This is a genomic window from Mesorhizobium sp. Cs1299R1N1 (genome assembly GCF_037179655.1).
GTDB lineage: Bacteria > Pseudomonadota > Alphaproteobacteria > Rhizobiales > Rhizobiaceae > Mesorhizobium > Mesorhizobium salmacidum.
On sequence record NZ_JAPYKR010000002.1, the window covers coordinates 265,191 to 288,275 of the forward strand.

General features: G+C 63.3%; 22 protein-coding genes. 16 read left to right on the forward strand and 6 right to left on the reverse strand.

The window, feature by feature from the left end; all coding sequences use genetic code 11:
• The first annotated feature begins 17 nt into the window (after positions 1-17).
• From O7A70_RS04720 to O7A70_RS04735, 4 genes are read left to right on the forward strand one after another with little or no spacing between them, the layout of a single operon-like run.
• Positions 18-1,190, forward strand: a complete 1,173-nt coding sequence (locus O7A70_RS04720) for an acyl-CoA dehydrogenase family protein (protein ID WP_337106241.1) — start codon at positions 18-20, stop codon at positions 1,188-1,190.
• Between the two features lie 34 nt (positions 1,191-1,224).
• On the forward strand, positions 1,225-2,433 hold the full coding sequence (locus O7A70_RS04725) for an acetyl-CoA C-acetyltransferase (protein ID WP_027141981.1): 1,209 nt from the start codon (positions 1,225-1,227) through the stop codon (positions 2,431-2,433).
• A 13-nt stretch (positions 2,434-2,446) separates the two neighbouring features.
• On the forward strand, positions 2,447-4,666 hold the full coding sequence (locus O7A70_RS04730; RefSeq protein WP_337139337.1) for a 3-hydroxyacyl-CoA dehydrogenase NAD-binding domain-containing protein: 2,220 nt from the start codon (positions 2,447-2,449) through the stop codon (positions 4,664-4,666).
• A 9-nt stretch (positions 4,667-4,675) separates the two neighbouring features.
• On the forward strand, positions 4,676-5,218 hold the full coding sequence (locus O7A70_RS04735; RefSeq protein WP_337139338.1) for a thioesterase family protein: 543 nt from the start codon (positions 4,676-4,678) through the stop codon (positions 5,216-5,218).
• A 23-nt stretch (positions 5,219-5,241) separates the two neighbouring features.
• On the opposite strand, the gene O7A70_RS04740 is transcribed toward O7A70_RS04735, so the two are convergent.
• Both O7A70_RS04740 and O7A70_RS04745 read right to left on the reverse strand, forming a co-directional pair.
• Complete coding sequence (locus O7A70_RS04740; RefSeq protein WP_337139339.1) at positions 5,242-5,364, reverse strand: hypothetical protein; 123 nt, start codon at positions 5,362-5,364, stop codon at positions 5,242-5,244.
• 46 nt (positions 5,365-5,410) lie between these two features.
• A complete protein-coding gene (locus O7A70_RS04745; protein ID WP_337139340.1) occupies positions 5,411-6,889 on the reverse strand; it encodes a hypothetical protein in 1,479 nt (492 codons plus the stop codon).
• A 282-nt stretch (positions 6,890-7,171) separates the two neighbouring features.
• Here O7A70_RS04745 and O7A70_RS04750 point away from each other — a divergent pair, with 282 nt between their 5' ends.
• Together O7A70_RS04750 and O7A70_RS04755 are read left to right on the forward strand one after the other, a co-directional pair.
• On the forward strand, positions 7,172-7,807 hold the full coding sequence (locus O7A70_RS04750) for a S24 family peptidase (protein WP_023772997.1): 636 nt from the start codon (positions 7,172-7,174) through the stop codon (positions 7,805-7,807).
• Positions 7,808-7,816: 9 nt separating this feature from the next.
• Positions 7,817-8,668 carry a thermonuclease family protein gene (locus O7A70_RS04755; RefSeq protein ID WP_442921156.1) on the forward strand — a complete coding sequence of 284 codons (852 nt, stop codon included), beginning with the start codon at positions 7,817-7,819 and terminating at the stop codon, positions 8,666-8,668.
• On the opposite strand, the gene O7A70_RS04760 is transcribed toward O7A70_RS04755, so the two are convergent.
• Positions 8,634-10,280: a lysine--tRNA ligase gene (locus tag O7A70_RS04760; RefSeq protein WP_337139342.1), complete on the reverse strand. Its 1,647-nt coding sequence runs from the start codon at positions 10,278-10,280 to the stop codon at positions 8,634-8,636. The genes O7A70_RS04755 and O7A70_RS04760 overlap by 35 nt on opposite strands.
• Positions 10,281-10,439: 159 nt before the next feature.
• On the opposite strand from O7A70_RS04760, the gene O7A70_RS04765 reads away from it, so the two are divergent.
• On the forward strand, positions 10,440-10,853 hold the full coding sequence (locus tag O7A70_RS04765) for a tellurite resistance TerB family protein (RefSeq protein WP_027141975.1): 414 nt from the start codon (positions 10,440-10,442) through the stop codon (positions 10,851-10,853).
• Between the two features lie 98 nt (positions 10,854-10,951).
• On the opposite strand, the gene O7A70_RS04770 is transcribed toward O7A70_RS04765, so the two are convergent.
• Positions 10,952-11,803: a transporter substrate-binding domain-containing protein gene (locus O7A70_RS04770; RefSeq protein ID WP_442920932.1), complete on the reverse strand. Its 852-nt coding sequence runs from the start codon at positions 11,801-11,803 to the stop codon at positions 10,952-10,954.
• 258 nt (positions 11,804-12,061) lie between these two features.
• Here O7A70_RS04770 and O7A70_RS04775 point away from each other — a divergent pair, with 258 nt between their 5' ends.
• The 3 genes from O7A70_RS04775 to O7A70_RS04785 all read left to right on the forward strand — a co-directional run bounded on the left by O7A70_RS04775 (position 12,062) and on the right by O7A70_RS04785 (position 14,276).
• Positions 12,062-12,793, forward strand: a complete 732-nt coding sequence (locus O7A70_RS04775; protein ID WP_337139343.1) for a helix-turn-helix transcriptional regulator — start codon at positions 12,062-12,064, stop codon at positions 12,791-12,793.
• Between the two features lie 98 nt (positions 12,794-12,891).
• A complete protein-coding gene (locus O7A70_RS04780) occupies positions 12,892-13,530 on the forward strand; it encodes an acyl-homoserine-lactone synthase (protein ID WP_337139344.1) in 639 nt (212 codons plus the stop codon).
• Positions 13,527-14,276 (forward strand): enoyl-CoA hydratase-related protein, encoded by a 750-nt coding sequence (locus O7A70_RS04785; protein WP_337139346.1) that lies wholly within the window; start codon positions 13,527-13,529, stop codon positions 14,274-14,276. Before O7A70_RS04780 ends, O7A70_RS04785 begins: the two co-directional genes overlap by 4 nt.
• A gap of 166 nt (positions 14,277-14,442) precedes the next feature.
• Here the strand turns inward: O7A70_RS04785 and ppk2 are convergent, their stop codons facing one another.
• Entirely contained in the window at positions 14,443-15,351 is a 909-nt protein-coding gene (gene ppk2, locus O7A70_RS04790; RefSeq protein WP_337139347.1) for a polyphosphate kinase 2, read from the reverse strand.
• Between the two features lie 156 nt (positions 15,352-15,507).
• Between ppk2 and O7A70_RS04795 the strand changes: the two genes are divergently transcribed.
• The 3 genes from O7A70_RS04795 to O7A70_RS04805 all read left to right on the forward strand — a co-directional run bounded on the left by O7A70_RS04795 (position 15,508) and on the right by O7A70_RS04805 (position 18,720).
• On the forward strand, positions 15,508-16,773 hold the full coding sequence (locus tag O7A70_RS04795) for an ATP-binding protein (protein ID WP_337139348.1): 1,266 nt from the start codon (positions 15,508-15,510) through the stop codon (positions 16,771-16,773).
• A gap of 116 nt (positions 16,774-16,889) precedes the next feature.
• The gene (gene phoU / locus O7A70_RS04800) at positions 16,890-17,615 is read left to right on the forward strand and encodes a phosphate signaling complex protein PhoU (protein WP_337139349.1); all 726 of its coding nucleotides are present in this window, start codon (positions 16,890-16,892) and stop codon (positions 17,613-17,615) included.
• A 97-nt stretch (positions 17,616-17,712) separates the two neighbouring features.
• A complete protein-coding gene (locus tag O7A70_RS04805; RefSeq protein WP_337139350.1) occupies positions 17,713-18,720 on the forward strand; it encodes a magnesium and cobalt transport protein CorA in 1,008 nt (335 codons plus the stop codon).
• Positions 18,721-18,845: 125 nt separating this feature from the next.
• On the opposite strand, the gene O7A70_RS04810 is transcribed toward O7A70_RS04805, so the two are convergent.
• On the reverse strand, positions 18,846-19,364 hold the full coding sequence (locus tag O7A70_RS04810; protein ID WP_027141966.1) for a GcrA family cell cycle regulator: 519 nt from the start codon (positions 19,362-19,364) through the stop codon (positions 18,846-18,848).
• 356 nt (positions 19,365-19,720) lie between these two features.
• Between O7A70_RS04810 and O7A70_RS04815 the strand changes: the two genes are divergently transcribed.
• The 3 genes from O7A70_RS04815 (at position 19,721) to O7A70_RS04825 (ending at position 23,028) form a co-directional block, all read left to right on the forward strand.
• Entirely contained in the window at positions 19,721-20,920 is a 1,200-nt protein-coding gene (locus O7A70_RS04815; RefSeq protein ID WP_337139351.1) for an aspartate aminotransferase family protein, read from the forward strand.
• A 16-nt stretch (positions 20,921-20,936) separates the two neighbouring features.
• On the forward strand, positions 20,937-21,848 hold the full coding sequence (gene argF / locus O7A70_RS04820) for an ornithine carbamoyltransferase (protein WP_140507557.1): 912 nt from the start codon (positions 20,937-20,939) through the stop codon (positions 21,846-21,848).
• 148 nt (positions 21,849-21,996) lie between these two features.
• Positions 21,997-23,028 carry an Hsp33 family molecular chaperone gene (locus tag O7A70_RS04825; RefSeq protein ID WP_337139352.1) on the forward strand — a complete coding sequence of 344 codons (1,032 nt, stop codon included), beginning with the start codon at positions 21,997-21,999 and terminating at the stop codon, positions 23,026-23,028.
• Positions 23,029-23,085: the final 57 nt, after the last annotated feature.

A 23,085-nucleotide genomic window follows, 5' to 3' on the forward strand; every position in this document is an offset into this window, starting at 1 on the left:
GATACGCGGAGGAAATCGTGGCGACAAATCCCGCCGAAGTGCTCTCTTTGCCGAAGCCAGCCTGGGCGGCCGACGAGGTCGGCATGCTCTACGACATGGCTATCCGCTTCATGTCGGAGGAGATCGCACCGCGCTACGACGAGTTCGAGAAGAACGAGATGGTCGACCGCGAAAGCTGGCTGAAGGCAGGTTCCGCCGGCCTGCTCTGCGCGTCCATGCCGGAGGAATATGGCGGCTCGGGCGGCACCTTCGCGCATGAGAGCGCCATCATCGAGGCGATCGGCCACGTCGGCGTCGATGGTTTCGGCATCGGCCTGCACAATTCGATCGTCGCCCCTTACATCCTCCATTACGGTTCGGAGGAGCAGAAGAAGAAATGGCTGCCCAAGCTCGCCACCGGCGAACTGATCGGCGCCATTGCCATGACCGAGCCTGGCGCTGGTTCCGACCTGCAGGGTGTCAAGACCCGTGCCGAGAAGGACGGCAACCAATACAAGATCAACGGCTCCAAGACCTTCATCACCAACGGCCAGCTGGCGAACTTCATCATCGTCGTCACCAAGACCGATCCGGAGAAGGGCGCCAAGGGCACCTCGCTGATCGTTATTGAGACCGATGAAGTCGAGGGGTTCGAACGCGGCCGCAACCTCGACAAGATCGGGCTGAAGGCCAACGACACGTCGGAGCTGTTCTTCAACGACGTGCGTGTGCCGACCTCCAACCTGCTAGGCCATGAAGAGGGACAGGGCTTCGTCCAGCTGATGCAGCAATTGCCGCAGGAGCGGCTGCAGATCGGCACCGGGGCGATCGCCATGATCGAGCGGGCGCTGGCGCTGACCATCGACTACGTCAAGGAGCGCAGGGCCTTCGGCAAGGCGATCATCGACTTCCAGAACACCCAGTTCAAGCTGGCTGAATTGAAGACGGAGGCTACCATCGGCCGCGTCTTCTACAATGACTGCGTCACCCGCCACATCAATGGCGGGCTGGATCCGGTAACGGCCTCGATGGCCAAGTACTGGCTCTCCGACCTGCAGGGCAAAGTCGTCGATGAATGCCTTCAATTGCACGGCGGCTATGGCTACATGAATGAATATCCGATCGCCCGCATGTTCCGCGACGCCCGCGTCCAGCGCATCTACGGCGGCACCAACGAGATCATGAAATTGCTGATCGGACGCTCGCTCTGAGCAGCTCTCTTCAGTGAACCCAAGGAGCATGAAAATGGCCGAAGCTTATGTCTATGACGCCGTTCGCACGCCGCGCGGCAAGGGCAAGAAGGACGGATCGCTGCACGAGGTGCCGGCGGTGCGGCTCGCCGCCAGGACGCTCGAGGCACTGCGCGACCGCAACGGGCTGGACACCGGCACGGTCGACGACATCATCTTCGGCTGCGTCGACCCGGTCGGCGAGGCGGGTTCCGTCATTCCGCGTGCCGCCGCTTTCGAGGCCGGTTACGACACCAAGGCACCCGGCATGCAGATCTCGCGCTTCTGCGCCTCCGGATTGGACGCCATCAATTTCGGCGCCGCCAAGATCGCGCAGGGCGCCGATGAAATCGTCATCGCCGGCGGCGTCGAATCGATGTCGCGCGTCGGCATGGGCATGTCCGGCGGCGCCTGGTTCATGGATCCTTCGGTCGGCCTGCCCGGCTGGTTCGTGCCGCAAGGCATTTCGGCCGACCTGATCGCCACCAAATACGGCTTCTCGCGCGACGACGTCGACGCCTACGCGGTCGAGAGCCAGAAGCGCGCCGCAAGATCCTGGGCCGATGGCCGCTTCAAGAACTCGGTCATACCGATCAAGGACCAGAATGGTCTCACCATTCTCGACCATGACGAGCATATGCGGCCGTCGACCGACATGCAGTCGCTCGCCTCGCTCAATCCGTCCTTTGTCATGCCCGGCGAAATGGGCGGCTTCGACGCGGTGGCGGTGCAGAAGCATCCCGAGGTCGAGGAGGTCAACCACGTCCATCACGCCGGCAACTCGTCCGGCATTGTCGATGGCGCGGCGGCCGTGCTGCTTGGCTCGAAGAAGGCCGGTAAGGCGATGGGCCTCAAGCCCCGCGCCCGCATCCGCACCTTCGCCAACATCGGCTCCGAGCCGGTGCTGATGCTGACCGGCCCGGTCGATGTCACCGAGAAACTGTTGAAGCGTGCCAAGATGAAGCTGTCGGACATCGACCTGTTCGAGCTCAACGAGGCCTTCGCCTCGGTGGTGCTGCGCTACATGCAGGCTTTCGAGATCCCGCACGACAAAATCAACGTCAATGGCGGCGCCATCGCCATGGGCCATCCGCTCGGGGCCACCGGCGCGATGATCTTCGGCACGGTGCTGGACGAACTCGAGCGCCGCGACTTGAACACCGCGCTGGTGACACTGTGCATCGGTGCCGGCATGGGTACCGCAACCATCATCGAACGCGTCTGACGGGGAGAGAACGATGAGCTACACCAATTTCACCCTCGACATCGACGCCGATGGCATCGCGCTGGTCACCTGGAACAGCCCGGACCGCTCGATGAACGTCTTCACCGAAGAGGTGATGCGCGAGTTGAACGCCATCGTGGACAAGGTGGCTGGCGATGCCGCCATCAAAGGCGCGGTGATCACCTCCGGCAAGGACACTTTCTCCGGTGGCGCCGACATCACCTTGCTGCAGAAGATGCTGACCAGCTTCGCCACTGACAAGGTCAGGGATGTCGAAAAGGCGACCAGGGCGCTGTTCGACAATGCCGGCATCATGACCGGCCTGTTCCGCAAGCTGGAAACCTGCGGCAAGCCATGGGTATCGGCAATCAACGGCACCTGCATGGGCGGCGCCTTCGAAATGTCGCTCGCCTGCCATGGCCGCGTCGCCGCGGACTCCGACAAGGTGAAGATGGCGCTCCCCGAGGTCAAGATCGGCATCTTCCCTGGTGCCGGCGGCACCCAGCGCGTGCCGCGGCTGACCGACCAGCAACAGGCGTTGCAGATGCTGACCTCCGGCCAGACCCTGTCGCCGCAGAAGGCGAAGGCGATGGGCCTGATCCACGAGATCGCCGAACCGGCGAAGCTGATCGAGACCGCGAAGGCGATGATCAGGAACGGCCTCAAGCCGGTGGCGCCGTGGGACGAGAAGGGTTTCAAGCTGCCCGGCGGGCCGATCTATTCGGCGGCCGGCGCCAATCTGTGGCCGCCGGCCATCGCCATCCTGCGCCGCGAGACCCATGGCAATTACCCGGCCGCCGCTGCGATCCTGAAATGCGTCTATGAGGGCCTGCTGGTGCCCTTCGACACCGCGCTCAGGATCGAGCAGCGCTATTTCACCGAGATCATGCAGAGCAAGGAGGCGGCGGCGATGATCCGCTCGCTGTTCGTGTCGCTGCAGGAGCTGAACAAGGGCGCGCGCCGCCCGGCCGGCGTGCCGGATACCAAGTTCAAGAAGATCGGCATCCTCGGCGCCGGCTTCATGGGCGCGGGCATCGCCTATGTCACCGCCAAGGCCGGCATTCCGGTGGTGCTGCTCGACCGGGATATGGAGGCGGCCGCAAAGGGCAAGGCGCATTCCGACAGCCTGATCTCGGATCAGGTCAAGAAGGGCCGCGCCAAGCCCGAGGAGAAGGACAAGCTCCTGTCGCTGATCACGCCGACGGCGGACTATGCCGACCTCGCCGGCTGCGATCTCGTGGTGGAAGCCGTGTTCGAGGATTCCGCCGTCAAGAAGAACGCCACCGAACAGGCGGAGGCCGTGCTGAAGTCGTCGGCGATCTTTGCCTCCAACACCTCGACCATTCCGATCACCGGCCTGGCCAAGAATTCGGCGCGGCCGAAGAATTTCATCGGCATCCACTTCTTCTCACCGGTCGACAAGATGATGCTGGTCGAGATCATCCTCGGCAAGAAGACCGGCGACAAGGCGCTGGCGACCGCGATCGACTTCGTGCGCGCCATCAAGAAGACGCCGATCGTCGTCAACGACACGCGCGGCTTCTATGTCAACCGCTGCGTGCTGCGCTACATGTCGGAAGCCTACAAGATGCTAATCGAAGGTGTGCCCGCGCCGATGATCGAGAATGCGGCGAAGGCCGCCGGCATGCCGGTCGGTCCCTTGGCGCTGACCGACGAGACGGCCATCGACCTCGCCCAGAAGATCATGAAGCAGACCATCAGGGATCTCGGCGACAAGGCCGTCGACCCCAGGCAGATGGCGCTGATCAACATCATGGTCGACGACCACGGCCGCCTCGGCCGCAAGAACGGCAAGGGTTTTTATGACTATCCGGCCAAGCCCGCGAAGAAGAAGCTGTGGCCGGGGTTGAAGGACCTCTATCCGCAGCTCGCGGCCGAGAAGGTCGACTATGAGGAGCTGCAGCAGCGCCTGCTGGTCACCATCGCGCTCGAAGCGGCACGCGTGATGGAAGAGGGTATCGTCACCGACCCGCGCGAGGCCGATGTCGGGTCGATCCTGGCCTTCGGCTTCGCGCCCTATACCGGTGGCGCGCTGTCCTACATTGACGGGATCGGCACCAAGCAATTCGTCAAGATCGCCAAGGGCCTGCAGAAGAAGTATGGCGCCGAGTTCAAGGCGCCCAAGCTGCTGATCGACATGGCCGAGAAAGGTGAGACCTTCTACGAACGCTTCGATCCCCATGCCAAGGGCGATGTGAAGCAGGCAGCCTGACACAGCGTCATGTATGTCTGGGCGCGCATGGCGCGCATGCTGGCCACGGCGCGCAGGCGTGGTCCCTATCTGATGGGCGGCGAAGGCCGGCTGGCCTTTCGCTGCCTGCCGACCGACATCGACTTCAACATCCATCTCAACAATGCGCGCTACATGATGCTGGCCGACCTTGGCCGCATCGACCTGTTCGTCCGCGCCGGCCTCATCACGCTGGCCAGGAAGAATGGCTGGGCGCCGATGATGGGCGGGCTGCAGGCCGTTTACGCCCGCGAGATACGGCTGTGGCGCCGCTTCGAAGTGGTGTCCTCGATCGAGACCTGGGAAGACACCCAGGTCATCGGCAAGCACCGCTTCGTCCTCGACAATGGCGAGACCGCCGCCCTGATCCTGACGACGGCCGGCGTCTATGACCGCAAGGCGCGCCGCTTCCTCGACATTGCCGAGGTTGTCGCCGCACTTGGCCTTGCGGTGAACCCGCGGCCACCGACACAGGCGGAACGGATTTTCATGACGTCGCACCGGAACCTGCGCGATCAGGCCAAACGAACCTGATCGCGCTCCGAAGCCGGTATTCGTCACGCCGCCGCACCGAGCAGGAAATCTGTCACCTCCTCCGAAAAGACCATCGTACGATCCTCGAAGACGACATTCCGCGTGCCATTCGGGTCCGGCCGTCCGCTCGGCATCCCATGCGCCATGAGCGCCTCGGCGCAACCAAGCCAGTCGCCGTTCGCCTCCGGTTCATTAACCGAACCCCATCCGAGCGTTCCGCGCACGTCGCCGCCGAAACCATGCTGTTCTTTCCAGTTGGCGCCGTTTTCGAGCAGGAAGCGGGTGAGATCGGCGTGGCCGCGAAACACGGCGTGGTTCAGCGCGGAGGGCATCCCAATCGCCGCCGCGCACGGCGATCGGCCAACCCAGATCGACCATGGCTCTCACCGCCTCGGTGCAGCCTTGCGCGGCAAGCTCCGGCAGCAGGCGCAACTGCATGTCCGACAGCGAGTGGGGCAAGTCCGGGTGCCGGGCCTTTATCCGCCGAGCCGTCGCCTCGTCGCCCACGGCACACGCGGCGATGAACTGCTCGTCATCGGGAAGCGGTCCATTGTCTGCCCATCGCCGCAGCAGCGCGGCGACATCGGTCAGCCCAAAATGCAGGGCGACCAGATAGGCACTCGCCCCTTCGGGCGTGCGAACCGCAGCATCGGCACCGGCGGCAAGCAGCGCTTCGATGTGGGCGGCAGAGCGCCGCCGCCGGAGCGCCCACAAAAGCGGCCTGCCCCAGTCGGATGTCGGCTGGCTTGTGGTGCCTTCGTTCGGATTGGCATCGGGTGCCGCGAGCAGGAGGCGCAGCGCCTCGATGCTGTCGAGGTCAAGAACGCGATAGAGCGCATTGGAGCCGGTGAGGCGCGCGCCCGCGGCAAGCAGCAGCCGGGTGCAGTCCGGATTTTCGAGCGAGTGATAAAGCGACTCGCCGTCGTTCGGATTGGCGCCGGCGTCGAGCAGCAGCTTTGTCAGCACGGGATCGTAGTTCTGGCCGGCAGCGCCGTAGAGCGCGGACAGCGGGAACTGTTCCGAGGGCTTTTCCACGGACGCCGGCGGCCATCGGCTGCCGACGGCCTGGTCTGGTTCGGCACCTGCTTCGAGCAGCAGCTCGGCACAGGCATGAAGCGGTTCGCGAAAGCGTGGCAGTCGGAGAAGACTGGAATGCGCCACCGCCACCAGCGGCGGCAAGTTGAGCGGACCGCCCGGGCGATTGATCCATCCTGGGTCCCGCTCCGTGAAGCCGCGCAGGATGGCTTCATTGCCAACAGCGCAGGCGAGATAAGGATCGCCTGCAACGAGATCCGGATGCTCCTCGACCATCCGCGCGGCGGCGGCCGGGCTTGCCCGGTTCGTACCGCCGCTGATGTCGCCGGCATAGACGAGGCCCACCCAATTGCGGATCGAGCCGGCACGGTCGGTTCGGTAAGCGCGCTGCGCCGCGACGAAGCTGCTCATGTCCGACCAGGACGGGAACCCATAGTCCCGCGCAAGGCAGGACTGGGCATCATGAAGACGCAAGGCGAGGCTCTTGATCGCCTGGTCGGACTTGCCCATGGCTGCCGGCAGGACATTTCGAAGGCGCTCGAGCGCATCCGGATCGCCGCGTTTGTAGTCCGCGAGCAATTCCTTTGCTTGCTTCTTCAACAGATCGAGATTGGGCCGGTTGGGGAGCTTTTTCATAAAAACCTCCGTGCGTGAAGTGCCGAAGGTCCGCAAATCGGCAGCACAAAGGTTTGGCTACAAGCTCATCAAGGCAAGTGGGTTCAACCCTTCCCGCGGACCCGGATGCGGCTTGCACCGCAGGCTGAACATAGGGCCATCCTCCCGCGGCGGTCAATAAGGATACGACCTTTGTCACGAGCGGCCGCACTGCCGGCGATCCGTCATCGAAACGGTGGACAACCAACTGGGCGCGGGATAGACAGGCAAGGCATTTTTTCCTGTTTCGAAGGAGAGCACGTCATGCTCTCGCACGACCGCGTCTGGGCTGCCATCGATGCTCTTGCCGAGCGCTATTCGCTTTCGGCTTCGGGTCTGGCAAGGCGCGCGGGACTTGATTCGACCGCCTTCAACAAATCGAAACGCCTCTCGTCCGACGGACGGCCGCGCTGGCCTTCGACCGAATCGCTGGCCAAGATCATCGAGGCCACGGGCGCTTCGCTGGACGAATTCACGGGACTGATCGAAGGCCGGGGCGCATCGCCCGCCAGCCGGCGCGCCGTGCCGTTGCTCGGCTTTGCCCAGGCAGGCGCCGGCGGCTTCTTCGACGATGCCGGCTTTCCCGCCGGGCAGGGCTGGGATCTCGTCGAATTGCCTGCGCAATCGACCGAGAGTTCCTATGCGCTGCAGGTGCAGGGGGATTCCATGCTGCCGCTCTACCGCAACGGCGACGTGCTCATCGTCGAGCCGGGCGCCGCCACCCGCAAGGGCGATCGCGTCGTCGTCAAGACCACGTCAGGCGAGGTGATGGCCAAGGTGCTCGAACGCCAGACCGTCAAGTCGATCGCGCTGGTCTCGCTCAATCCGGAGCATCCGGATCGCGACATCCCCATGCGCGAGGTCGAATGGGTGGCGCGGATCGTCTGGGCAAGCCAATAGGTGCAACGGGTGCGACTTCCCCATCTTGTCCTGGCGGTTCTGATGGTTCCGGTAATGGCGGCGCTGGTCGTTGCCGGCGGACGCACGCTGAAAGGCAGCGCAAGCACTGTTGCGGTGGATCAGATCGATCCCGGCGCCGATACGATCCCGCGGGCTGACACCGGGACGGTACCAGAAGAACCTGCCACCTCAGCCATACCTGCTCCGCAGCCGCCAAAATCGGCGGCGCATTCGCGGGCGATCGATCCGCAGGTCGTCGCGCCGCCGGAACTGCCCGCCGGAGAGCTCGAGCGGGTCGAGCCGCGCGAGCCGTTGAGCAAGCTGGCGCTCGCCGTGCCGCCCAAGCCGAAGATGCCCGACGACTGGAACGGCACAAAGCTGTTCCAGCCGGTCGCCCCGGCCGCCGGCCTGATCGAGGCGAAAGGCTATTCGGTCGCCGTTTCCGGCATCGATGTCGTCGGGCAGGACGAGATCTGCACCACCGACGGCAAATCCTGGCCGTGCGGTGTCCGTGCCCGCACGGCGTTCCGCGCCTTCCTGCGCGGTCGCGCCGTGGTCTGCACGGTGCCGCCGGAAGGTGGTCGCGACCGGATCGCGGCGGAGTGCCGGATCGGCAAGCAGGATGTCGGTCAATGGCTGGTCGAAAACGGCTGGGGGCGCGCCGCCAAGGGCGGGCCCTATGTGGAAGCGGGTGACAAAGCACAAAGCGCTAAGAAAGGCATTTTCGGATCGGCGCCGAACCTTGCCGGCATCTCGGCGGCACCGGCCGCACCCGCCCCGGCGCCTCAGGCGCCGGGCTCGATCCTGGAAGAGGACGGCGGCGTCCTCAAGCCAGCTGACCAGCCAACGCCTTCTGAATGAGCGAGCGGGTCTCGGTGACGCCGTAGAGGGCGGCGAAGGATCCGAAGCGTGGACCGCGTTCCTGGCCGATCAGCACCTGATAGATCATCTGGAAGAAGACGCCTGAAACGCCGGGGCCGCCTTCAGGGCTCTGCTTGGAATGGTCCTGGTAGCGTTCGATCTTGCGCGCCACGTTGAGCGAAGCGTTCTGGATCGCCTCGCCGCTGGCGCCCGCCGGCAAGTCGCCAAGAGCCTTTTCGAGAGTCAGCAGCGCTTCGCGCTCGACCTCGTCGGCCGGTCGAAAGGTCTTCGTCGGCTTCACGAAATCGTCGAAATAGCGGATCGCATAGCCCGTCAGCCGGTCGAGCTCGGGATGGGTGGCAGGCGTCACGCCCTGCACGTGGCGCGAGATGAAGCCCCACAGCACGTCCTTGTTCTGCGCATTGGAGGCGCTGACCAGGTTGAGCAGCAACGAGAACGGTACCGGCATGTCGATGGCGGGCGGATTGCCGTCATGCATATGCCAGACCGGGTTGCCCAGCCGCTCCTTCCAGTCCTGACGCGGGTATGCGGCGAGGAAGGTGTAATATTCGTCCACGGCCCGCGGGATGACGTCGAAATAGAGCTTCTTGGCCTGCCGCGGCCGCTGGTACATGTAGAGCCCCAGGCTCTCGGTCGGCGCATAGGTCAGCCATTCGTCGATCGTCAGGCCATTGCCCTTCGACTTGGAGATCTTCTGGCCGTTCTCGTCGAGGAACAGCTCGTAGACGAAATGCTCCGGCGCCCGCCCGCCCAGGATGTTGCAGATGCGGTCATAGACCACCGCATTGGTCTGGTGATCCTTGCCGAACATCTCGAAGTCGACGCCGAGGGCCGCCCAGCGCATGCCGAAATCCGGCTTCCACTGCAGCTTCACCCTGCCGCCGGTGACCGGCAGCGTGGTTTCGGTGCCTTCATCGTCGAAGGTGATGGTGCCGGCCTTGGCGTCCACATGCTTCATGGGAACGTAAAGCACGCGCCCGCTCTTCGGCGAGATCGGCAGGAAGGGGCTGTAGGTCGCCTGCCGCTCCGGCCCAAGCGTCGGCAGCATGACCGCCATGATCTGGTCGTAGCGTTCGGCGGCGCGCAACAGCATCGCATCGAAACGGCCGGCCTTGTAGTACTGCGTCGCGCTGGCGAATTCATAGTCGAAGCCGAACGTGTCGAGGAAGCGGCAGAGCATCGCATTGTTGTGATCGGCGAAGCTCGCATAGTCGCCTTCAAACGGATTGGGCACCGACGACAGCGGCTTGTGCAGATGCGGCTCCAGCGCTGCGCGATCCGGCACGCTGTCGGGTATCTTGCGCATGCCGTCCATGTCGTCCGAAAAACACAGCAGCTTGGTCGCGACCTTGTCCTGCGTCAGCACGCGGAACGCATGACGCACCATCGATGTGCGCGCCACTTCGCCGAACGTGCCGATATGCGGCAGGCCCGACGGTCCATAGCCGGTTTCGAACAGGATCGATTCTGGAAAGTCGGCGCCCTTGTAGCGTTCGATGATCTTTTTGGCTTCCTCGAACGGCCATGCCTTGCTCTCGACCGCGGCCGTCAGCAGTTCGGGATTGAGATCGATGATGTTTGATCCCGCCATGGTCCTGTTTTCCAAAATTATTCGCCGCTCTGGCTGCAAGTGTCAATTTTCAACCGGTCTCTAGGCGCGCGTGGCCGGAGCGTCAACGCGTGGGGCGCTTTTTCCTTGCGGCCTCGGGCTCACCTTCCTACCTTCGAAGCCCGTTCAAGGAGCAAAAGAATGCCGTCGCCCACCCCGCACGAAGCCCTGATCTATCTGATGGTCATCACTTCGGCCTCCGACCGGGACATGACCGACGTCGAACTGGCCAGGATCGGCGATGTCGTCCGCTCGTGGCCGGTGTTCGAGGATTTCAGGCAGGACCGGCTGGTTGCCGTGGCCCAGGCCTGCCAGAAGATGCTGCATGAGAAGGATGGGCTGGAAGGTGTCCTGACCCAGGTTGCGGAGGCGCTGCCGGAGCGGTTGCGCGACACTGCCTACGCAGCCGCCTTCGAGGTCGCCGCTGTCGATCTGGAGATGCGGCTGGAAGAGGTGCGCGTGCTGCAGCTGATCCGCCGTCAGCTCGATCTCGACACGCTGACCGTCGCGGCGATCGGCCGTGCGGCGAAGGCAAGGCTTCGCACGCTCACCTGACATCGGCCTCAACGAGGGCTGTTGGGGTTCAGGTCACCTGAATATCGGCTGTGCTTAGAAGAAACCGGACCGGATCAGAAGAAACTGACCGGACCGGATCAGAAGAAACTGACCGGGAAATAGCGCAGATAGAATTCGGCGAAGGTGCCTTTCATCGATATCTCCTGCAACGCGTAGTCGAGTGCCGCGGCCAGTGCCGGATTGTCCGCCCGCGTGGCGATGGCCATGCCGGTGCCCAGATATTCGGGCGCCAGGTAGGGGCCGCCGGCAAAGCGGCAGCAGCCGGCGGCATCGGAGCCGCCCAGCCAGAAGGCGAATCGCATGCCGTCGCCGAAGGCGGCGTCGATCTTGCCGGCCTTGAGGTCGCCGTAGAGGGCTTCCGGTCTGTCGAAGGGGACGATCTGGACCGTGCCGAAATAGTCGCGCAGCATGCGTTCATGCGCCGAACCTGATATCACGCCGACGCGCTTGCCGTGCAATTTGTCGAAGATCGGTTCCGCCAGCGCCTTGTTCTTCGGCATGATGAAGCGTGCCGGGAATTGCAGGTAGGCGCGCGAGAAGGCGTATGTCTGTCGCGACTGCGGCGTTGCGGCAATGCCGGCGATGATCGCCTCGCCTTCGCCTTTCTCGAGCGCGCCTTGAAGTTCCGCCCAGGGCAAGGCCTGGATCTGGCACTTGTCGACGATATCGAGTTCCGCGCAGATGGCCCGCGCCAGGTCGATATGGAAACCGGACAGCTTTCCCGAACCATCGAGGAAATTGAAAGGTGGAAAATCCGTGGTCGTCAGGAACCGCAGCCGCGGCAGTGCCGAAAGGTCTGGCTTGGGCAGCCGCTCCTTGGCGTCCCATAGCACTGGTACCTGCGGCTCCGCCGCGCGCGCTCCGGGAACCAAAACCAGTGCCGCGATGAGCGCCGCTGCCAGGACCTGGAACCTCCATTGGAACGCCACGATAGAACTCCCCGCACCGTGCTCGTGCCGGTTTTGGTATGAAAATGGTACAGGCACAATGCTTTTTGATTTCAACGCTTCGATTTCGGGATATGATTTGGTGGGTTTGCAAACAGCGGTGGCTGCCCTGGTGGGGGTACCAGGGTCGAGAACCACAACCGGAAGCGGGCGCTTTGCAATTCCTGGTCGGTGGCGAAGTGCCCGCATGGCGTGGACCATGGACTTCAATGCATAAGGCAACATGGGGTTGATGTTGCGATGAGTCAGTTCGATCGGACGCTGGAATACATGGACCAGCTGCAGCACGCCGCAACGGCGGCCGCGGTCTGCGAGAAACTGTTAGGCGTAACATCGGAGTTCGGCCTGACCGCGCTGATGGCCGGAACCGTTCCGCGGCCGGGCACGCCGACGGTGCAGCAAAAGCAGCATGTGCTGCTTTGCGACTGGCCGGTCGAATGGCTCGAGCGCTATGTGACGCGCAACTATGTCGATCACGATCCCGTCGTCAGTCACATGAAACAGCTGCAGGCGCCGTTCCAGTGGCGGGAAGCCGCCCAGGGCGTTCGCATCGACAAGAGCAGTGGCGAAGTGATGGGCGACGCCGGCGCCTTCAAGCTGCGCGACGGGCTGGCCTTCCCGCTGATCACGCTCGATGGCGAAATCGTCATGGTGTCGCTGGGTGGCGAGGCCGTGGAACTGTCGGCGGCCGAGTTCGGTCTGGTCTCGCTGGTCTCGACCTATGCCATTGGCCGCGCCATGCAACTTCACACCATGGCGGCCACGACCATCGATCACATCGAACTGACGCCGCGCGAACGCGAGTGCCTGCAATGGGCCGCGGTCGGCAAGTCCGAATGGGAGATTTCGCAAATCCTCGGCATCTCCGAGCACACGTCGGAGAAACATCTTCTTAACGCCAAAAGCAAACTCGGTGCCGTCAACCGGGTGCAGGCAGTCGCCGAGGCGATAAGGCGCGGATACATTAGCTAGGTCGGCCGTGCAGGCCTAGAACTTCTTGCCTACGTGATCACGCAATTTTCGCATCGAAGCACGGCCGTATCTTCCCCTGAACCACAGGAGACTACGGAATGCTTTTTTGTCTTTCGACCAAGGAATTGATGGAACGCCCCGACCTCTGGGAGGCCGTCCATCGGCTGCGCTACCGGATATTCGTCGAGGAAATGGGATGGGAGGACCTGCGGCGCCCCGACGGTTTTGAGGTCGACCAGTTCGATCATGACGAGGCGGTGCATCAGATCGTCATCAGGGGCGATGAAGTCGCGGGCTATCAGAGGATGTTGCCGACCACACGGCCGCATCTGCTGACCGAGGTGTTGACCGATCTCTCCGAAGGAACGCCGCCGGCGGGCCCCAACATCTGGGAGTTGACCCGCTATGCGGTGGCTCCGGGTTTTCGCGATGGCCGGCGCGGCGTCTCGACCGTCGGCACGGAATTGATAGCCGGTTTCGTCGAGTGGGGTCTCGAGCGCGGCGTCGACAAGGTCATCATCGAGTTCGAGCCGATGTGGGTGCTGCGCGCATTGCAACTGCACTTCCTGGCGACGCCGCTGGGCTATCAGCGCACCTATGGCAACCAGCAGGTCGTGGCGACGCTGCTCACCTTCAACGAGCACACGCTGGACGTGGTGCGTTCGCGCCGCAATCATCATGCACCCGTCCTGGCCAGGGGATATCCCGACATGTTCGGCCAAAGGAGGGCGTCATGAACGCGCACCCGCAACCCGAACTGCGCAACCATGCGCTGATCGTCACCGTATCGTCGAATGACGGCCGGCCGGTGCTCGACAGGAGGGCCTATGAGAGCCTTGCCAGGACGTTTCATGAAGCCGCCGAGAACGACGAGGTGCGGGTCGTCGTGCTGCGCGGCCTGGCGGGCTGCTTCTGTCTTGGCGGCGACTTTTCCGAATTCCTGGATGCCACCAAGCATCAGAAGCTGATCGCCGCCGTCACCGACATGTTCCGCATGCTGGCGACGTTTCCAAAGCCCATCCTGGCCTGTGTCGACGGCGATGCCGTCGGCGTCGGCTGCACCATCCTCTTCCATTGCGACATGGTGATCGCGTCGGAAAAAAGCACGTTCCGGGTGCCATTCGTCGATTTCGGCCTGGTGCCCGACGCGGCGACCAGCATCCTGGCGCCGCAGAAGCTCGGCTATGCCGGTGCCTTCCGCTTCTTCTGCCTCGGCGACACGCTTCGTGCCGAAGATGCCAGGGCGCTCGGCCTGGTCGCCGAGATCGTCCCGGAAGGCAGCGTCGAGGAGGCGACGCTCGGCCGGGCCAGGCAGCTCGCCAAAAAGCCGGTTGCGGCGTTGCTGCAGACGCGCGGCCTGCTCAAGGGCAACACCGCCGCGCTTTGCGAGCGCATCGATGAGGAGATATCGCTGTTCCAGCAGGCGCTGCAGGACGACGGCACGCTGCGACGGTTGCAGCGGATCGCGCGCCTGGCGGCCTAATGCATGTCGCCCGGAAGTGTCCTCGGTTCCGGGATAACGACATGCATAAAATCAGAAGCTTACAGCAGGTCGGCCGAATCCCATTCGCCGCGACATGCTGTAGAGCCGGATCAAGGGCGCTCATCAATGGCGCCGCGCCGCCTTTGGCTGCGCGGCGCCAAAAAAATCAGTCCTGCTTGCCCAGGAATGATGGCCCTTCGCCGATGATCTTCTTGTCTTCCTTGCCGATGATATCGAGATCGCGCCCCTCATAGGGCAGCGACAGGAGGATGCGACGCATCACTGCCAGCCGCGCTCGTCGCTTGTCGTTGGCCCGCACGATGATCCATGGCGCGAACTCCTTGTGGGTGCGCTCGAACATGCTGTCGCGCGCCTTGGTGTAGTCGTCCCACTTGGTGATGCCGGCAATGTCGATCGGCGAGAACTTCCAGCTCTTGAGGGGGCTGTAGCGGCGATCGTGAAAGCGCTCGAGCTGCGTCTCCTGGCCGATGTTCAGCCAGAATTTGAAGAAATGGATGCCGTCATTGACGATCATTCGTTCGAAATGCGGCGTCTCGTCGAGAAACTTCTCGTGCTGTTCTGGGGTGCAAAAACCCATCACCGGCTCGACGCCGGCGCGGTTGTACCATGAGCGGTCGAAGGTGACGAATTCGCCCGACGTCGGGAAATGGTCGGCATAGCGCTGATAATACCATTGCCCCAGCTCCGTCGGGGTTGGCTTGGTCAGCGCGACGTTGCGCGCCGTGCGCGGGTTGAGGTACTGGCGCAGCACGAAGATCGTGCCGCCCTTGCCGGCGGCGTCACGCCCCTCGAACAGCGCCATCGCCCGCTTGCCGGTCGCCTGCAGCCATGCCTGCGCTTTGACCAGCTCGATCTGCAATTGCTCGAGCGTCTCGTCGTACTCCTCGGCTTTCATCTTCTTGTCGTAGGGATACCCGCCCGCGGTCAGCTTGTTCTCCTCGACCCAGTCCGGAAGCTCGGGATTCTCGATATCGAACTCCCGTTCCTTGCCGCCGATCCGGATTTTCAGCGGACCTGAAGTTGGCGTGGTGGAATTTTCCTTGGCCTTATTCATGCAGACGAACCCTTTTAAGTGTCTGGACTCATGCTATTGGGAGCCACTACAGCGCCGCGTGTCCATTTGGGCGCGCAAAGGACGCTGTAGCACTTTTGATTTGCGGTCCAGCGGAAGTTTTCGCCGCCGTGTGACCGGTGGAGGCTGGGCGCGCGAATGACTGACCTGGGCGCGGAGCAGAAAGGCATGGGGCAAGCGATCGCCGCCCGGCTGTGGACCAGCCGCTGGCTGCTCGCGGCCGGTGTCGTGGCAGTCCTGATCGCCTATGGCTTCGCGGGTATTTCCGCCTACGTGCTGGTACCGGCGCTGCTCCTGCTGCTGGCGGCGGCACTATTGCCGGTTACAGCTGCGCGCCATTCCGCCGAGAGCGCCGGGGCAATCGAAGCGATGGGCTTGCAGCGCCTGTCCGGCGAATATCTCGCGGCCGCCGTCGCCGATCCGCTCATCATCTTCGACCAGGCCGCCACCATCGTCCACGCCAACGCCGCCGCTTTTGCCGCCTTTGGCGGCATCGCGCCCGGCATATCGCTGCCGCTGAAATTCCGGGCGCCGGAAATGCAGGCTCTGCTGGACAGTGTTCTGTCGGGCACCGTCGCCTCGGATGTTGTCGACTATACCGAGAAACTTCCCGTCGAACGAGCCTACCGAGTCAGCGCGTCCTCGGTCGGGCATGGCACCGACCTCTATGTGCTGGTCTTCAAGGACCAGAGCGAGACGCGGCGCATAGACCGCATGCGCGCCGACTTCATCGCCAATGCCAGTCACGAGTTGCGCACCCCGCTGGCCTCGATCGCTGGATTCATCGAAACGCTGCGCGGACCGGCCCGCAACGATCCGGCGGCGCGCGAGCAGTTCCTCCAGATCATGCAGAACCAGACCGGCCGCATGGCGCGACTGATCGATGATCTCCTGTCGCTGTCGCGGCTGGAGATGAAGCCCTATCTGAAGCCGGGAACCGAAGTCGATCTGCGCCAGACCGTCGACAGCGTCATCGATTCGCTCGGACCGCTCGCCCGGGAAAACAATGTCGCCATCGAACGCGATTTCGCCGAGGGGCCGCTCGATGTGCCGGGTGATCGCGACGAGTTGTTCCAGGTCTTCGAGAACCTTTTGGAAAATGCCTGCAAATACGGCCGGTCGGGCGGCCGCGTCGTGGTGTCGATCGCGCGTGGCGATGATGGTTCCGAACCAGGCATCGACGTGACGATCAGGGATTTTGGCCCCGGCATTCCCGAGGAGCATATCCCGCGCATCACCGAGCGCTTCTATCGCATCGATGTCGAGACCAGCCGGACCCAGAAAGGCACGGGACTTGGCTTGTCGATCGTCAAGCACATCCTGACGCGTCACAATGCCAGGCTGACGATCAAGTCCGAGGTCGGCAAGGGCGCCGCCTTCTCGGTCCATTTGCCGGCGCACTGATACTGCCCTAGTTTTCCACGGGACCGTTTCTTTTTTCTGTCATCCGGTTAGCGTATCAGCGGGGATTCGAGGAAACGACTCAAGATCAAGACACCCCGTGGGAAGGCATTTCGTCCATGCAGTCCGTTCACACAATGAGCGCCTTTGACGAGGAACTGAAATATCTCTCCAAGCGCATCGCCGCAATGGGCGGCCATGCCGAGCGCATGGTCGAGCAGGCGGTCGCCGCCTTGGTCAATGCCGATCCGGGATTGGCCCAGAAGGTCATTCGCGACGACGTCGTGCTGGATGAGGGGCAGCGTGAGATCGACGACAAGGCGATCATCATCATCGCCAAGCGCCAGCCGATGGCGACGGACCTGCGCGAGATCGTCGGCGCCATCCGCATTTCGGCCGACCTCGAGCGGGTCGGCGACCTCGGCAAGAACGTTGCCAAACGGGTGGTCGCCGTCACCGACGGCCGTCAGCCGACCAGCCTTTTCCGCGGCCTGGAGGCGTTGGCCAACCTGGCGCTGACCCAGCTGAAGGAAGTCCTCGACGTCTATGCGTCGCGTTCGGTCGACAAGATCGGCTTCGTGCGCGACCGTGACGACCAGATCGATGCCATGTACACGTCGCTGTTTCGCGAATTGCTGACCTACATGATGGAAGATCCGCGCAACATCACGCCCTGTACGCATCTGCTGTTCTGCGCCAAGAACATCGAGCGCATCGGCGATCACGCCACCAACATCGCCGAGACCATCTACTACATCGTCACCGGCGACCAGATGCCGGCCGAGCGGCCGAAGAGCGACAAGACGGACAAGATCGGCCTCCCCGCGGCGCTGCCGGTGAAGTGAACGCACGTCCTCTCGAACCCTTGATCATATTGCGCTAAACTATCCCGAGATAAGCTTGCCGGTTCCCTAGGGAAGGCAACGCTTTCGGGAGGCCGCGATGGAATATGTCCGGGAGTTCAAGCCCTCGCCGCCGACATCGGGCATCATCGCCTGCGGTGTCTACACCGCCGGGCACCGCATCGCCGATATTCCCATCGAGGAAGCCGGCGAGTGGGCCAAGAAATCGGGACATGTCGTCTGGATCGGGCTGCTTGAACCCGACCGCGAACTTCTGTTGCGCGTCAAGGCGCAGTTTCATCTGCATGAGCTGGCGATCGAGGATGCCGAGCACCCGCACCAGCGGCCAAAGATCGAGCAATATGGCGATGCGCTGTTCATCGTCGCTCGCACGGCGCAATTGATCGAAGGGCGCGTCACCTTCGGCGAGACGCATCTGTTTGTAGGCTCAGGCTACATCGTCAGCGTCAGGCACGGCCCTTCGACATCCTATGCCGCTGTGCGCCAGCACTGGGAAAGCTGCCCGCATTCGCTGGCCAAGGGCGAGGATTTCGTCCTCTACGCCATTCTCGACTTCATCGTCGACAACTACATGCCCGTGCTCGAGCAGATCGAGGACGAGGTCGAGGCGATCGAGGACAAGGTCCTGCTGAAGCCCATGACCGGCCCCGATATCGAGCGGCTTTACATGCTGCGCCGCGACCTCCTGCGCCTGCGCAACGCGGCATTGCCCCTGGTGGAAGTCTGTCGCCGGCTGACCAGCGCTGAGCTGCCACAGATCCATTCGGCCATGCACCCGCTGTTCCGCGACGTGACGGATCATATCCGTACCGTCCAGGAGAAGATCGACAGCCTGCGCGAGGTGCTGGCCTTCGCCTTCGAGGCCAGTCTTCTGGTCGGTCAAAGCCAGGAAACGGCGATCTCCAAGAAACTCGCCTCCTGGGCGGCCATCCTGGCGGTGCCAACCGCCTTCGCGGGCATCTACGGCATGAACTTTACCGACATGCCGGAGCTGAAGATGGAATATGGCTACCCGATGGTGCTGACCATGATCGCGCTGATCTGCTGCTTCCTGTACTGGCGGTTCAGGAAGAATGGGTGGCTGTAAAAGAGCGAATAGCGAATAGGGAGTAGCGAATAGGGGAAAAACTGCATTGCTCCCTCGCGGAAGCTCAATCACTGTCTATTCGCTATTCGCTATTCGCTATTCGCTATTCGCTATTCGCTATTCGCTCAGCGATTCCGCCGCCGCTCCGCCGCTGGCTGGAACGCCACGCGGGCATGGTATTTGCAGTAGGGACCGGTTTCGGCGGCTTCGTTGCCGCAGAAATTGAAGTCCTCCGAAAGCGGATCGCCGTTCGGCCATTTGCAGGTGCGCTCGGTCAGTTCGACGAGCTGCAGATGCCGTGAGATCGGTACCACGACGTTCTCGACCGGGCGGATGTAGTGCCTTGCCACGGGTTCGGCGTCGAATTGCGTCTGAAGGGCCGTCGCGCCGATCGAAGTCGTGACATGGCGTGCCGTGCTCGCGGCGCGCGCCACCGACTTCTGGACGGAGGAGCCTTGCGATGCCTTTTTCTGGCGTGCCGGCGTGGCTGTTGCGCGGCCACGGCCCGACAGCTTCAGCCGGTGCACCTTGCCGATGACCGCGTTGCGGCTGACCCCTCCAAGCTGCGCAGCAATCTGGCTTGCGCTCAGACCCTCCGACCACAGTTTTCTCAAGAGTTCTACCCGCTCGTCAGTCCAGTTCATGACCGCGCTCCTCATAAGCGTGCGGCAATCAGAATCCATTCCCGGCCCAGCACAACTGCTGGGGCAGACACCACATATATCTGGTGATTAGGTCCGCCGCACGAAATCTAGTTATTTCTCGACTACAACTACTCTATGCGCTGACTCGGTGACAAGAGTCCCAAGTGCAACACGAATCGGTTTTTTCGGTTTTCCCCAACTTGCCCGGTCGCTCATGAGCCGGCGTCGCGTCAGGGGGCTTGCCGCGCGCCACTACGCGACGTTTTCGTTGACTTCATGGCCGAAAAACACGATAAGCCGCAGAAGGCCGCCGCTTTGGCGGCTTTTTTGATTTTCCGGTACCGGAGACGCATATAATGAGCGGTTCGGCGCTTTACGAGACCTTTGCTCGCGCACCCCTGGCCTTCGACCATGGGGAAGGCACATGGCTGGTTACCGACAAGGGCGAGCGATATCTCGATTTCGCCGGCGGTATCGCGGTCAATTCGCTTGGCCACGGTCATCCGCATCTGGTCGCGGCCCTCACCGAACAGGCGGCGAAACTCTGGCACGTCTCCAATCTCTATGAAATCCCGGGGCAGAGCAGGCTTGGCGAGCGGCTGGCCGATGCCACCTTCGCCGACAAGGTGTTCTTCACCAATTCCGGCGCCGAGGCGCTGGAATGCGCGATCAAGACGGCGCGGCGCTACCACTTCGTCAAGGGCCATCCCGAGCGCTTCCGCGTCATCACCTTCGAAGGCGCCTTCCATGGCCGCACGCTGGCGACCATCGCGGCTGGCGGCCAGTACAAATACCTCGAAGGCTTCGGACCCAAGGTCGAAGGCTTCGACCAGGTCGGTTTCGACGACATCGACGCCGCTGAAAAGGCGATCACGCCGGAGACCGCCGCGATCCTGATCGAGCCGGTGCAAGGCGAGGGCGGTATCCGTCCGGTGCCGACACAGTCGCTGAAGCGGCTGCGGCAGCTCTGCGAACAGCACGGCCTGTTGTTGATCTATGACGAGGTCCAGTGCGGCATCGGCCGTACCGGCAAGCTGTTCGCGCATGAGTGGTCGGGTGTGACGCCCGACATCATGGCAATCGCCAAGGGCATTGGCGGCGGTTTTCCGATGGGCGCCTGCCTTGCCACCGACGAGGCGGCCGTCGGCATGACCGCCGGCGTGCACGGCACCACATTCGGCGGCAATCCGCTGGCAATGGCGGTCGGCAACGCCGTGCTCGACGTGGTGCTGGAAGATGGCTTTCTCGAGGATGTCCAGCGCAAGGCGCTTCTGATGAAGCAGGGGCTTGCGTCAATAGCTGACGAATTCCCCGAAATTGTCGAGGATATCAGGGGCACCGGGCTGATGCTCGGCCTCAAATGCGCGATGCCCAACGGCAAGGTGAACATGGCGCTGCGCGACCAGCATTTGCTGGCCGTTCCGGCCGGCGACAACGTCATTCGCCTGCTGCCACCGCTCACCGTCACCGATGCCGAGATTCACGAAGCGCTCAACCGCATCCGCGCTGGCGCCAAGGGCCTGTCGGAGGCCATGGCCTCCGCCGCCGCGAAGTAATCCGGAACCATTCCTGATGTCAGTCCGCCATTTCACTGATCTTTCCACCGTTTCCGAAGGCGATTTGCGCTTCATGCTGGATGACGCGGTGACGCGAAAGGCGCGTCTCAAGGCCGGTGAGCGGACCAAGCCGCTCGAAGGCAAGGTGCTGGCGATGATCTTCGACAAACCATCGACGCGCACGCGCGTTTCTTTCGACGTCGGCATGCGCCAGCTTGGCGGCGAGACCATCATGTTGACCGGCACCGAGATGCAGCTAGGCCGCTCCGAGACCATCGCCGATACCGCCAAGGTGCTGTCGCGCTACGTCGATGCGATCATGATCCGCACCACCTCGCATGAGCGGCTGCTGGAGCTGACCGAGAACGCGACCGTTCCGGTGATCAACGGCCTGACCGACGACACCCATCCCTGCCAGCTGATGGCCGACATCATGACTTTCGAGGAGCATCGCGGGCCGGTGGCTGGCAAGACGATCGCCTGGACCGGCGACGGCAACAATGTGCTGCACTCGCTGCTCGAGGCCTCGGCACGGTTCCGCTTCAATCTCAACGTCGCCGTGCCCGAAGGCAGCGAACCGGCGCAGAAGCATATCGACTGGTCCAAGGCGCATGGCGGCAAGCTGCATTTCACCCGCTCGCCAGAGGAAGCCGTCGACCAGGCCGACTGCATCGTCACCGACTGCTGGGTGTCGATGGGCCAGGAACACCGTGCTCGCGGCCACAATGTCTTCTCGCCCTATCAGGTCAACGCAGCGCTGATGGCCAGGGCAAAGCCCGATGCCCTGTTCATGCATTGCCTGCCGGCCCATCGCGGCGAGGAGGTGACCGACGAGGTCATCGACGGGCCGCATTCGGTGGTGTTCGACGAGGCCGAGAACCGGCTCCACGCCCAGAAGGCCGTGCTCGCCTGGTGCCTCGGTGCTTGAAGTTTCTTGGGCGCTTGAAGTCTCTTGGGCGCCTGAAGTGCCTGGGCGCCTGAAATGTCTGGGCGCTTGATCTGCGAGGGCGCGATGCCTATCTGCGCCGCATCACGCAAATCAAGCGCGTTTGGACGCATGTGCCCACCAGGGCCGCATGGCCGCGCCCTGGAGCTTTGTCATGTTGGAAAGCCATCAAGTGACTGAACATCACCCCAAACTCGGCGAGTTCGGCTACGCCGGCGACGATCACGTCGTTCCCTTCGAAGTCGGTCCGCTCGACGTGCGTGGCCGCACGGTCCAGCTCGGGCCGATGCTCGACGCCATCCTTGGCCGCCACGACTATCCCGAGCCGGTCGCCCGCCTGCTGGCGGAAGCCTGTGTGCTGACGGTGCTGCTCGGCACCTCGCTCAAGTTCGAAGGCAAGTTCATCCTGCAGACCCGTACCGATGGGCCCGTCGACATGCTGGTCGCGGACTTTTCCACGCCCTCGGCGCTGCGCGCCTATGCGCGTTTCGACGCCGACCGGCTGGAGGCACTGATCGCGGCCGGCGAGACCTCGCAGCAAACGCTGCTTGGCAGCGGCGTGCTGGCGCTGACCATCGACCAGGGCGCCCATACGCAGCGCTATCAGGGCATCGTCCAGCTCGACGGCGAGACGCTGGAAGAGGCGGCGCGCACCTATTTCCGCCAGTCGGAACAGATCCCGACCGACCTCAGGCTCTCGGTCGCCAAGCTGCTGACGCCCGGTGTCGGCGGTGCGCGCGAGCAGTGGCGCGCCGGCGGTATCCTGGCGCAGTTCCTGCCGCAATCGCCCGAGCGCATGCGCATTCCGGATCTGCCGGGTGGGGATGGCGATCCGCGCGAGGAGATCCATGATCCCACGGACAATTCCTGGCAGGAGTTGCTGGCCTTGCTCGGCACCATCGAGCCGACCGAATTGATCGACCCGACCATCGGCGCCGAGCGGCTGCTCTACCGCTTGTTCCACGAGCATGGCGTGCGCGTCTTCGGCGGCGTTCCCGTCGCCGATCAGTGCTCATGCTCCCGGGACAAGATCCGCGGCATCCTCGAGGGCTTCTCCGCGCAGGAGATCGAGGACAGCACCGAGGATGGCGGCATCCACGTCGCCTGCGAGTTCTGCTCGACGCAGTACGACTTCGATCCGGCGGAATTTGCGGCTCAGTGAGCTATCTTTCCTTCTCCCCGTTCACGGGGAGAAGGTGCCCGACGGGCGGATGAGGGG